Raw genomic sequence first — 12,700 nt, 5'->3', positions numbered from 1 at the left:
TAGAACCTTAGAATCTTAGCAACTTAGAATCTTATTTTGTATTTAATTTTCTCAATTTTATTCCTGTCAAAACTTTCTTGGTATATAGAGGAAAGTCGGCATTTTGAATCCAGCTGAAATAGCCAGGTTCTGTTTCTAATATTTTTTCAACTTTAGCGCCTTTATGTTTTCCAAAAGTAAATATTTCCTCGTCATCTTTATCAAAAGCAATCATTCCAGCAAAATCAGCAATCTTTTTACGTGTTGTAAACTCAGACAATGCTTTCATGTCATTTTCCAATTCAGGATAACGATCTAATTGCGCTTTTAAAATTTCGTAAGTCGCCATTGTATCAGCTTCTGCCGAATGTGCATTTTCAAGACTTTTTCCGCAATAGAATTTCAATGCCGCACTCAAAGTACGTTCTTCCATTTTGTGGAAAATTGTCTGAACATCTACAGAAACTTTATTTTTCATATCAAAATCAACTCCGGCACGAAGCAATTCTTCAGCTAAAAGCGGAATATCAAAACGATCTGAGTTAAAACCTCCCAAATCACTGTCTTTTATCATATTATAAATATGAGGTGCAAGTTCTGCAAAGGTTGGCTCATTAGCAACTTTTTCATCAGTAATGCCATGTACGGCTGTTGTTTGCGGAGGAATTGGAATTGTAGGATTTACTAGCCAAGTTTTACTTTCTTTATTTCCGTTTGGAAAAACTTTAAATATTGAAATTTCCACGATTCGATCCTTACCGATATCAATTCCAGTGGTTTCAAGATCAAAAAAGCAAATTGGTTTGTTTAGTTTTAATTCCATTTTAATTTTTATAAGATTACAAATGTAATTTTAAAAGCCGAATTTTCCGCCCCTATTTTTATTTTTTTTACCCAAAAAAAGCCTGTTTTTTAAATTTTAACTTTATAATCGGTCATGCAAAAAAGATGTTTTCCCGATTTTTTTAGCAATAAAAAACCCGGAAAACACTTTATTTTCCGGGTTTAAAATTTATTTATGAATCGATTAAAAATCTCTATCTACATCAAAAGCTTCTAAATATTCGGCTACTCTTTTTACAAAACTTCCGCCTAACGCTCCATCTACAACTCTATGATCGTAAGAGTGCGATAAGAACATTTTTTGACGAATTCCGATAAAATCTCCTTCTGGAGTTTCGATAACTGCCGGTACTTTACGAATCGCACCAAGCGCTAAAATTCCAACTTGAGGCTGATTAATAATCGGAGTTCCGAAAACGCTTCCAAAAGTTCCTACATTCGTAACCGTATAAGTTCCGCCTTGCGTATCATCTGGTTTTAGTTTTCCAGCTTTAGCACGGTTTCCTAAATCGTTAACCGCTTTTGCCATTCCAACAAGATTTAGCTGATCTGCATTTTTAATTACAGGAACAATCAAGTTTCCGTTTGGCAAAGCTGCCGCCATTCCTAAGTTTATGTTTTTCTTTTTGATAATGTATTCGCCATCAACAGAAATATTCATTCCTGGGAAATCTTTCAATGCTTTTGCTACAGCTTCCATCATAATTGGCGTAAAAGTCAGCTTTTCGCCTTCTCTCTTCTCAAAAGCCGTTTTAACTTTATCTCTCCATTTTACAATATTTGTCACGTCAACCTCAATAAATGATTGAACGTGTGCTGAAGTCTGCACAGATGCTACCATGTAACCTGAAATCAGTTTACGCATTCTGTCCATTTCAATAATTTCGTCACCGCCATTTACTGAAACCGGAACTGCTTGTTGGCTTTTTTGAACCACTGGCTCTGGCGTTTGAACTGTTTTTACAGTTTCAACCGTAGCTTTTGGAGTTTCTTCAACCGCTTTTGGAGCTAGAACAACTCCAGATTTGCGATCTTCAATGTATTTTAATATATCTTCTTTTGTTACTCGGCCATCTTTTCCTGAACCTTGAATACTGTCAAGTTCAGCAATAGAAACACCTTCTTCCTTTGCAATATTTTTAACTAGTGGAGAAAAGAATTTATCAGATGAAGCAAAATCCTGAGGAACGCTTACCGTTTCTTTTACTGCTTCAATTGTTTTTTCAATTTCTGCCACTGCTTCCGGAACTGCAACTTCTTCAGCTTTTGTTTCTGCTGGAGCATCACCTTCTGTTTCAATAATCGCAATAGTCTGTCCTACTTGAACCAAATCATCTTTACCAAATAATTGCTCAACTAAAACGCCTGACACTTCGCTTGGCACTTCACTGTCAACTTTATCAGTCGCAATTTCCAGTACTGCTTCATCAGCTTCAATTCTGTCTCCCACTTCTTTCAACCAGTTTGTAATGGTTGCTTCAGCGACACTTTCTCCCATTTTAGGAAGTTTTAATTCAAATCTTGCCATATTGTTAACCTCAAGGGTGATTTTGATTTTCAGATTGCGAAATTACCGATTTTTTTAAATATAAATTACATTTAATATAATTTTTTACTCGATTTTTAAAATTTGACCCCTGTCATTTCGAGAATTGCTTCCAATAATAAAATTTGTGTTTTTGGGGAAAATCTTAAAAGTAACGTTCTTATCTTTAATAGTTTCTATGATTTTGATACATTTTTTGAATGAAACGTACTGATTATCCAAAATAATCTCAACCTTTTTACCCTTAAAAACGTGGCACGAATTTACCATTTTTTCTTTTTTGAAATCTAAAAACTCTACTTTATTTTTTAGAATTGCAGGCAATTTTTCAGACAAAATGCTATTTGAAGAATAAAAAATATACTTTTCGGGTGCCAATTTTCTTTTTGGTTTTCCCTGAAACATTTTAGCAAAAGCAAAAAACCAAATCCCAATTTGAATGAAAGCGCTAAAAAAGAATGATTTCTGAAAATGTTTTTGATACAAAAAGTTCATTGCCTCCTGAAAGTGCTTCATGTACTTTTCGTCTTTAACAGTGCTTTCTCCTTTATAATGCAAAACTGTGGTATCATGAAAATAATAATTTGATTTTTGTTTTTGCAAAGCGCGATACGATATATCGATATCATCAGCGTACATGAAACAATTTTCATCAAATCCGTTCAAATCTAAATAGAGTTCGCGTTCCATCAACATAAAAGCGCCTACTAAAACCTCAACCTTTCCAGTTTCGTTTTCGTCCAAATCTTGTGCGTAATATTGATTGAAGAATTTTGATTTCGGAAAAACTTTATACAACCCCGCAACTTTCGTAAAAGCAATCCAAGGCGTTGGAATTCCGCGTTTGCTTTCTGGAAGAAATTTTCCGGTTCCGTCAATTAATTTACAGCCTATAATTCCGAGTTCTTCTTTTTCTTCGGCGAAAGCCAAAATTTTAGTAAAAGTATCATGGGCAACTACGGTGTCAGGATTTAAAATGCAGATATATTTTCCTTTTGCTTCTTTTACACCAATATTATTCCCTTTTGGAAATCCAAAATTCTCTTTGTTTTGGATGAGTTTCACCGAAGGAAATCGATTTTGCATCATCAAACAAGAATCATCTTCTGAATTATTATCGATAACAATAATTTCAGCATCAAGCATAGCAGTCGCTCCCTGAACACTTAAAACGCATTGTTCCAGAAAATACCTGACATTATAATTAAGAATTATTACCGATAATTGCATGAAAATTTTAGGCTGCAGATTTTTGGGGAAGTTAGAAATTTTCTGTCAAACCTAATCGCAAAGACCAATCGTTTTTACTTATTCCGTAATCCAGCGCCAGATTACTGTTGTTTTTTTTGTTCCATTTAATTCGGATTCCTGTTCCAACAGCCGGATGCCATTTATCGAATTGATACGTATCAAGCTTGGAAACAGATGAAACATTTGCAAAAAAAACGGCTCCAAAAAAACCATTTCGAGTTATATCGGTCCTGTATTCGCTTTCAAAATAAATAAGTGCGTTACTGCGGTATCTGTTTTTTGTAAAACCACGTCCTGTTTTTCCATCACGATCCCAACCAATACTCGGCAAATCAAGATAATGCGGTTTTCCACCAAAAGTTGACCAATAAAACACTCTTGAAGCCCAAACGCGATGTTTGGTTTTACTGAAAGAATGGTATTTTCGTGCATCAAAATACAACGATTGCCATTTGTCTCCGTTGACGCCACTTGTATTTATTCTCAAATCGGCTTCGATATACATTCCTTCTTCTGGATTTACTATGTTTTTTCTTGAATCATATAACCCTTGAAACGCGAAGCCTAGCGATGTCTCATCTGAAAAATCTCCATTCATATATTTTACATAGTCAGTTTCTCCATCGATATATGATTCTTCTGAAATATTCATGTAATTATCGTAGAGAAAACCGACACCCAATCGATAATTGCCAACTATTTTACGTGTTATAAATTGGTAAAAACGCCATTGTTTATAATCTAAAGTTGACATTTCGCTTTCCGTATTATGATCGCCAAGTCCATAAGTAAGTTGCGGATAAATCAAATACCGATAATCGCCAATGAAATTCCACTTATTGTCTTTTGTATAAATATACGATTGGATTGGAAATACATACTGATTGCTGAAACTAAAATAAGGAGAGAAAGACACCTGCGACATATTTGTGGTTTCATAGTCTTCACCTAAATAGAATGTTGTCAAAAAAGAAATTACAAGTCCGTTTGAATTGTTTGCCCCAATGGGAACTGGCAATAATGAAAAAGCTAGTTTTCGGTCTTTTCGATCTGGAATCGAATCATTCTTTTTAAATATTTTTTGAATAACATCTAAAATATCTTGACTTTCCACAGAAGTGCTGTCATTTTGCGAATAACAAAATGGCGAAATAAAAATTATAAACAAGATAAATTTTATTTTTAAGCGACTCATTAAAAAGGTTTTAATAGTGTATCCTAACAAATTTAGAATTTTATTAAGACAATATTGAAAAAAGTTTTAAGCTTTGCTACAAAGCTTAATAAAGTAAACCCGACAGGTTTTTAAAACCTGTCGGGTTTGAAACTTTATCCCGAGGCTTCGGGACCGTCGGATTTTAAACTGAAACTTGAAACAATTCTACCCCTCTTAAAGATGAAGTTGAATTTTATATTTATTGCAAATTTTCATTACAAACAGCATAATGGCCGAGAAAACTAGAGACCAAATAATTCCGGGAACTCCAACGCGAAAATATCCTGGAATAATATGAAAATTAAGAACTTTGCAGAAATAATAGATAACACCTGGCAAAATATAAATCAGTAATGGATTTGCTGCAGCGGGCATAAAAAATTCACTCCATTTTGTTTGTTTTTTAATTTCTATGAGCCAATACAGAAAATAAAACAATACTGTACAAATTGTTGCAGAAAACATTGTCCAAGATGGAGTTCCCTTAATTTTTGAAATTCCGAAATAAGGTCTAAGTAAATAGCCTGCAGTAAAAAACAGAAACACAAAACCAATTACTGGCCAATTGATTTTTGATGTGATTTTTTTATCAAAAAACAATAATGAAATCACAACACCTGCACTTACAAGAGAAGCATGGGTTAAATGCCCAGCAATAAAACTAAGCCAAAAAGATTGATGGACAAAAGAATCGCTTACTAGGTTTAATGAATTCATTGCAACGCAAAAAACTAAAAAAACAATCATTGCCCATAATTTTCCACAAACTAGCCAATAATAAACAACTGTAAAAAGATACGCCCAGCCAATAAGACCAAGTATTCCCCACCATTTTGGCGTCATTCCTCTTTCTCCTGTGTCCTGAATGTAAAGAAAATACAAAAGTGCCAAAACCAGCATTCCACCATATTGAAGTATATATTTCAACCAAATTGGAAAATCTTTTGAGTATTTATTCCAAATTGGAATTGGCATTGAGTACGCTAACAATCCCCAAAAAGCTGGTGCAATCAACATTTTTGAAGCATCATAGCCATACTCGGCATTTACCATAAAAACTCCAATAATAATCAAGGCCAATGCTCTTTTAAGCGTGTGTGTCCAAATCGTTTTAGGACTATCGCCTTTTATTAATCGAGCGTTGAATGCAAAAGGAATTGACATTCCGACAATAAATAAAAAGGCAGGAAAAACCACATCAACAAAAGTCATAGCATCTGCATCTGCAGGCATGTGCTTCATCCATTGGGGTACATTTTTTATACTTGCCAATTCATTTACAAAAATCATTACAAAAATGGTAATTCCTCGCAAAGCATCTATAGAAACAATCCTTTGATTGTATAAATTTTCTTTTATTTTCATAAAACTTTAAATTATTATCAGAAACAAATATAAAATAATACCTGATATATAAAAATTTAGATTTTCATTTAAAGCCTATATTGTTAAAAGTTTACCATTTTCATTTAAAAATATACCATAGTTTACTTATTTTTACAATATGTTATCATTCCTAAAATCAAAGCCAAATCTAAAGGATCTATTGTCCGGAAATTATGTTGATATCCATTCACATTTATTGCCTGGTATCGATGATGGTGCAAAAACTATAGAAGATACAACCAGACTTGTAAAATCTTTTGAAGAAATGGGAGTTGTTCAATTTATAACGACACCACACATTAGCCATTATATTTGGAATAATTCTCCTGAATCGATTATCGCGAAACATCAAGAAACCAAAGTTATATTGGAAGCAGAAAACCATAAAATTCCGTTCCGAGCCGCTGCCGAATATTTTATGGATGATTGGTTCGAAAGTCATTTTCAAAATGAAAAGCTTTTAACATTAAAAGATAATTATGTATTGGTAGAAATGTCTTACATGAATGCACCAATTCAATTGTATAAAATTCTTTTTGATCTTCAAGTTGCAGGGTACATTCCGGTTTTAGCACATCCTGAGCGCTATTTATTTTACCATAAAAATTTTAGTGAATATAGTAAATTGAAAAAAGCCGGATGTTTATTTCAACTTAATTTGCTAGCAAGCGTTGGATATTACGGCAATGAGATAACAAAAATTACAGATGAACTTCTAAAAAAAGGAATGTATGATTTTGTGGGAACAGATGTGCACCATAACAATCATATTGCGTCATTCAGTGAGAAAGTGAAAATTGACAATAAGAATATCAAAACTTTAAAAGAAGTTATTTCTAACAATTATTTTTTTAAATTCTAATTTAATAGCTTAAAAAAAATGCATAAAAAAACGGCTTAATTCCTTAAGCCGTTTTTTTATGCATTTTTTTTTTATTTAGAGAGTATCTTTTTATACCATGGCTTTGTATTTGTCCGTACACCATAGCCGTAACCATACCCATAGCCTTTAGTAGAATCGGTATCATTAAGAACAATACACATATTAGGTAGTTTTTTTTCTTTATAGAAAGTGTTTGCAATATTCAACATACGTTTTTCCAAAAGATTTGCACGCATAACATACACGAAGGTATCAGCATTTTTAGCAATCAATAAGGTATCTGTAACCAAACTAACTGGTGCCGTATCTACAATAATATAGTCGTATTCCTTTTTAAGCTCTTCAAAAAGCTGATCCACTTTATTACTCATCAATAATTCGGCCGGATTTGGCGGAATAATACCTGATGGCAATATAAAGAAATTTCTATATCCTTCGTGCTTGATAATGTAATCGTCGATCTCCTTATCTGATGAAGACAAATAATTTGTCAATCCACTATTTGGCACATTAATGTATTCACCAAATTTTGGATTCCTGATATCAGCTCCCACTAACAAAACTTTTTTTCCCGATAGCGCAAAAGTTGCCGCAAGATTCACTGATATAAAAGTTTTACCTTCTGAGGGAAAAGTTGATGTTACGAAAATAGTTTTTGCAATTCCATCCGGCACTTTCGCAAGCATGAATTCCAAGTTTGTTCTTACAATGCGAATTGCTTCGGCAGAACTTGATCTACTTTCTGATTTTATTAATTCAGTGATATCATCAGAAGTAGGCACATCACCAATAAATGGGATTTGGGTTTTTCCTTCCAAATCTAATTTACTTTTGATCTTCGTATCTAACAGATTGTTGCCATAAATAACTCCAAATGGAACAAGCAATCCTATCAGTAATCCTGCTAAATAAATAATCCTTTTCTTAGGACTAATTGGATTTTTATCCGCTTTGGCTACATCAATCACACGAGCATTAGGCTCAGTCGCCGACAGCGAAATAGCCGTTTCTTCTCTTTTTTGAAGTAAATATAAATATAGTTCCTCTTTAACCTTTTGCTGTCTCGCAATGACTCTGAACTGGCGTTCCTGTACAGGAATCTTACCAATTTTGCTATTTAAAATACCTTCCTGATTTTTTATGTCACGATTCTGAATTCGTAAATTAGCCTGCATACGGCTCAGACTAGCCGCAACATTTGATTTTAATGATGAAATTTGTTGATCCAACTTTACTACTGAGGGGTTTTCTTCTGTAGCAGATTTCAAAATTCTGTTGCGATCTAAAACTAATTCATTGTAAGACGAAATTAATCCGCTAGCATCATCCTTCTCAGAAATCATGTTAGTTGGCAATAAATCTGAATTAGTACTTTTTTTTATAAAATCTAAAAGAGAAGAAACAACATTTAATTGAATTTCAGTTTCTACTCCTTTTTTATCATATTCCGTTGAACCTTCGATAAAAAGTTTGGCTTCTGATTCAATATCCGTCAGTTTATTGCTTTTTTTGAATGTTTCCACATCTTGCTCGACACCATCTAATTCTTGAGCTATTAATGCCAATCGACTTGCAATAAACTTCGACGTATTTTCTGAAATGAAATTCTTATCCTCAGCGGCATCTTCATTGTAAATCTGAATCATATTATCCAAAAAATCTTCCGCTTTTTTTGCAACAGGGTCAGAAATAGAGACATTTACAACGCTGCTTGTTTTACTTATAGGCTCAACTTTCAATCTATTTCTAAATCCTGCTGTCAAATCGTCTAATGGATTTATAACAATACGTATAGACTCAAATCTCCCGGTATGATTTTTTGCGTACGACGATGTTTTTTGTATAACAAGAGTACCGACTTTTGTTGCTATTTTTTCTCCAAATTTGAATTCCCGTTTAGAAGACAAAATAAATTCTTCTTTTTCTTCTTCATCATTTTCAAGTAAAAATGTATTCGAGGTTAAAAGTCTGCAATTCAATACTGCTTTTGTCTTATCAAACAAAATGGTTTTATTTAAAAAATAAGCTGTAATTGGTTTTTCGGCATATATATCACGATCTACTACTTTCCCTTTTACAAAAAAATCAACATTTAAATGCAACTTTTTAATTGTACTTTCAACTAATGTTCTAGATTTTAAAATTTCAATTTCATTGTCCACATTGTTTTTCATAGTCCCCCCTAAACCTAAATCGGCAAAAGCAGATAATTCAGAAAGCATTCCGCCTTTTTTCTCATCTTTAACTAAAATAGAAGTTGTAGCTTCATAATTGGGTGTCGTGTAACGTAAATATAAAAATGCCCCGATCAAAAAAACAACCACACTCACTAAAAACCAACGCCAATGAACCAAATATTTTTCTAATTGTTCTCTTACATTAACATCTTCGATTTCATCAGCGAACATATCATTATAAAAATCGTGATTTTGCATTTATTTTATCATTTTTATTTAAAGATAAGTACAGATAGCGATACTAAAATAGAAATCGCAGATATAATAACTGACGTGTTTGGACCAACTGCAGAAGCGTTTACCTTAGTTTGATTTGGCTCTACATAAACTACATCATTTTGTGCTAAATAATAAAAAGGGGAATTAATAAAGTCAGATTTTGTAATATCCACTCTATTATATGATTTTATGCCATTAATTTCTCTTATTATCAAGATATTATCCCTTCTTCCGTAAATAGTTAAATCTTTTGCCATACTTAAAGCTTCTATTAAAGTCACTCGTTCTGAGGCTATCGGATAGGTTCCAGGTAAATTAACTTCTCCTTGCAATGAAATTTTAAAATTCATTATACGCAAATTAATTATTGGATTTTTAATATATGAGCTTATTTTACTTCGCAGAAGTGACAGTACTTCTGTCCGAGACAAACCGCCAACATGCAATTTACCAATGATCGGAAAATCTATCATTCCTTCACTGTTAACCAGATAGGACTGAATTGTTTGCTGACCTGTAACTATATCTAACTTACCAGAATTTGCAGTCGCAACCGTCGCTAAATTAAAAGGAATTGCAACTTCAGGATCTTCAGCAGAGACTATTATCATTAGCAAATCATCTGGCTGAATTTTAATTTCGTATGAAGTACTATTTTGTAAATTAGTCATATTATCGATATTTTGATAATACACTATATCTTTTTTTGTACCACAGGAAAAACATAAAAACAAAAGCATTAAAAAACAAATTGCTTTAAAAAAAAGAGAAAAATTCAATTTCATTCGGCGCACGGTTAACTGGAACATATAAAATTAAAAAATGCTTTGATAAAAAATATTTTTGCACTTTCAAACTATACTGAACCAAATTTATATTAAGGATTTTTTTTAAGGAGTCGTAAATTAATTTTAAAAGGCGTTTTCTTCTCCTTTAAATACATTAATAATCGTTTTTATTATTATTTTGACATCCAGTAGCAAACTCCAATTCTCAATATACCAAATATCATATTCGACTCTATTTTCCATATCAACTAATTCCTTTGTTTCGCCACGAAAGCCATTTACCTGTGCCCATCCTGTGATGCCCGGTTTAGCATATTGGCGAACCAAATAATTATTGATTAACTCACTGTACTGCTTAGTATGATTTACCATATGTGGCCTTGGTCCTACAACTGACATATCTCCAAAAAAAACATTAAAAAACTGAGGTAGTTCATCTATGCTTGTTTTTCGCATAAAAGCGCCAAATTTAGTAACACGCCTATCTCCTTTTACAGCTTGTTTACTATCAGCGGCTCCATTAAGCTTCATGCTTCTAAATTTCAAGCAAGTAAAAGATCTATTGTCTCTTCCTGAGCGTTCTTGCTTAAAAAAAACTGGACCTGGAGATTCTAGTTTTATAATAATCATAATGATTGGAAACAACCACGGAAAAATAAAAACAAGTACAAAAAAAGAAAAACAAACATCAAAAGCTTTTTTCAAAAAGCGATTAAACGCAATCTCTAAAGGTTCTCTTCGAAACATTAGGACTGGTGTATTCTCATAAAAAGTCACTTGTACTTTATTAGATTTTGTGTACAATTGAAAGTCTGGGATAAACTTAATTCGCACCATATGCTGCTCGCAAATTTTTACTAATTTATTTATAACATTGATTTTATCAATATGAAGAGCAACATACATTTCATCAACATCTTCATTAATAATAAAATCTTCAATTTGGTCAAATCTCCCCAAAATAGGATGCAAAATATACGCAAAAGGATCTACTTTTTCATCAAAAAAACCTAAAAAACGATAACCATAAGTCAAATCTTTCGCCAAGATCTTGCGCATTCTTTCACCGGTATCATTTGCTCCTACAATTATAAAACTTCTAAAATTATATCCTTTTGCCCTAATATACTTTAGAAGTTTCATCGATAATAATCGAGAAATCATAAGCAAGCCAAAGAAAACACAGTAAAAATAAACCAGTCTTAGGCGTGATATATCATTATATTTTAAAAATAAAACAAAGAAAGCAGTAATTGCTATATGAATGATAACTTTTTTAAATGTCCTTTTCAAAATTGATTCGATAGGTTCAACTCTAACAATCCGAAAAGAATCTTTATACAACAAAAGTGCTATCCATACTAAATTACTCAGTAAAGAAATCGTTTGTACCTCTTTTAAAAAAAGTTTGTCTATGGTTCCGAATCTTAAAATTGCAGAAAAAACAATTGCACTATTCAGCAAAATTAAATCCCAAATGACAAATAAAAACTTGAAATAACGCGAAAATCGGTATTTAGAAAGTTGTTGAAGGATATTCATAAAACAGTATTTCTATTGAACATACTAACAATTTTCTTTTTAATAATAATTTTAATAAATATGGGGCCATAATACAAATATCGTTTCCACATTCTTTTAGGTTCTTTCATCAGTCTCGCAAACCATTCTAAACCTGAATTTATCCAAAAACTGTTAGGACGTTTAATTGTTCCTGCATAAAAATCAAATACAGCTCCAATTGAACAAATTACTTTTGCGTCAAGTACCTGTTTATGATAATAAGCCCATTTTTCTTGTTTTGGCGCGGTCATTCCGATAAAAAGCACTTCTGGCTCAAAATTATTAATTGCATTTATCATCTGTTGATTATCAGAATCCGTAAATTCTTTTTTATAAGGTGGTGAAAAACCATCAACAACAATATTAGGAAATTCCTTTGACAACCGTTCAAAAATTTTGTCTAAAGTATTTTGTGAAGAACCTAAATAAAAACAACGACCTCCTTTATTATTCAACTCATTTAAAAGATAGCAATGAATATCCGCTCCGGCTATTTTTGTAATATTTCTATTCTTAACCAATTTTATTGCCGCGACAATTCCTATACCATCAGGCAATAAAATATCGGATTGCTGTAGCGCTTTCTTAAAATCGGCATCCTCTTCTGCAATACAGTAGGAATATTGATTTATAGTACTGATTAAGGTTTTCCCTTCAGTCACACATTGTGATAATCCTCCACTGTGTATAGAGTAATCCAATAAAGGTACAATGGATGTCGATTGAGTCATCATATTATGCATTTGGAAAGCTTTTAATTAATGCGCTTTCTTTGTAACTCATTAAAAT

The 12,700-nt window shown here is 32.5% G+C and carries 10 protein-coding genes; 1 reads left to right on the top strand and 9 read right to left on the bottom strand.

Going from position 1 to position 12,700, the window contains the following annotated elements; all coding sequences use genetic code 11:
* Positions 1 to 31: 31 nt before the first annotated feature.
* The 5 genes from FND99_RS12050 to FND99_RS12030 all read right to left on the bottom strand — a co-directional run bounded on the left by FND99_RS12050 (position 32) and on the right by FND99_RS12030 (position 6,200).
* Positions 32 to 802 (bottom strand): 3'-5' exonuclease, encoded by a 771-nt coding sequence (locus FND99_RS12050; RefSeq protein WP_144338212.1) that lies wholly within the window; start codon positions 800 to 802, stop codon positions 32 to 34.
* 204 nt (positions 803 to 1,006) lie between these two features.
* On the bottom strand, positions 1,007 to 2,350 hold the full coding sequence (locus tag FND99_RS12045) for a dihydrolipoamide acetyltransferase family protein (RefSeq protein WP_144338211.1): 1,344 nt from the start codon (positions 2,348 to 2,350) through the stop codon (positions 1,007 to 1,009).
* 84 nt (positions 2,351 to 2,434) lie between these two features.
* Positions 2,435 to 3,598 (bottom strand): glycosyltransferase family 2 protein, encoded by a 1,164-nt coding sequence (locus tag FND99_RS12040; RefSeq protein ID WP_144338210.1) that lies wholly within the window; start codon positions 3,596 to 3,598, stop codon positions 2,435 to 2,437.
* A gap of 31 nt (positions 3,599 to 3,629) precedes the next feature.
* Complete coding sequence (locus FND99_RS12035) at positions 3,630 to 4,814, bottom strand: BamA/TamA family outer membrane protein (RefSeq protein WP_246074211.1); 1,185 nt, start codon at positions 4,812 to 4,814, stop codon at positions 3,630 to 3,632.
* A 195-nt stretch (positions 4,815 to 5,009) separates the two neighbouring features.
* Positions 5,010 to 6,200 carry a DUF5009 domain-containing protein gene (locus FND99_RS12030; RefSeq protein ID WP_144338209.1) on the bottom strand — a complete coding sequence of 397 codons (1,191 nt, stop codon included), beginning with the start codon at positions 6,198 to 6,200 and terminating at the stop codon, positions 5,010 to 5,012.
* A gap of 139 nt (positions 6,201 to 6,339) precedes the next feature.
* Between FND99_RS12030 and FND99_RS12025 the strand changes: the two genes are divergently transcribed.
* Positions 6,340 to 7,083: a tyrosine-protein phosphatase gene (locus FND99_RS12025; protein WP_144338208.1), complete on the top strand. Its 744-nt coding sequence runs from the start codon at positions 6,340 to 6,342 to the stop codon at positions 7,081 to 7,083.
* A 71-nt stretch (positions 7,084 to 7,154) separates the two neighbouring features.
* On the opposite strand, the gene FND99_RS12020 is transcribed toward FND99_RS12025, so the two are convergent.
* The 4 genes from FND99_RS12020 to FND99_RS12005 all read right to left on the bottom strand — a co-directional run bounded on the left by FND99_RS12020 (position 7,155) and on the right by FND99_RS12005 (position 12,654).
* The gene (locus FND99_RS12020) at positions 7,155 to 9,539 is read right to left on the bottom strand and encodes a GumC family protein (RefSeq protein ID WP_144338207.1); all 2,385 of its coding nucleotides are present in this window, start codon (positions 9,537 to 9,539) and stop codon (positions 7,155 to 7,157) included.
* A gap of 14 nt (positions 9,540 to 9,553) precedes the next feature.
* The gene (locus FND99_RS12015) at positions 9,554 to 10,345 is read right to left on the bottom strand and encodes a polysaccharide biosynthesis/export family protein (protein ID WP_144338206.1); all 792 of its coding nucleotides are present in this window, start codon (positions 10,343 to 10,345) and stop codon (positions 9,554 to 9,556) included.
* A 126-nt stretch (positions 10,346 to 10,471) separates the two neighbouring features.
* Positions 10,472 to 11,890: an undecaprenyl-phosphate glucose phosphotransferase gene (locus tag FND99_RS12010; protein WP_144338205.1), complete on the bottom strand. Its 1,419-nt coding sequence runs from the start codon at positions 11,888 to 11,890 to the stop codon at positions 10,472 to 10,474.
* Complete coding sequence (locus FND99_RS12005) at positions 11,887 to 12,654, bottom strand: WecB/TagA/CpsF family glycosyltransferase (protein WP_246074210.1); 768 nt, start codon at positions 12,652 to 12,654, stop codon at positions 11,887 to 11,889. Before FND99_RS12005 ends, FND99_RS12010 begins: the two co-directional genes overlap by 4 nt.
* Positions 12,655 to 12,700 lie beyond the last annotated feature (46 nt).

The organism is Flavobacterium daemonense, assembly GCF_007341385.1.
Classification (GTDB): Bacteria; Bacteroidota; Bacteroidia; order Flavobacteriales; family Flavobacteriaceae; genus Flavobacterium; species Flavobacterium daemonense.
This window is presented reverse-complemented; position numbering and strand designations above follow the sequence as displayed.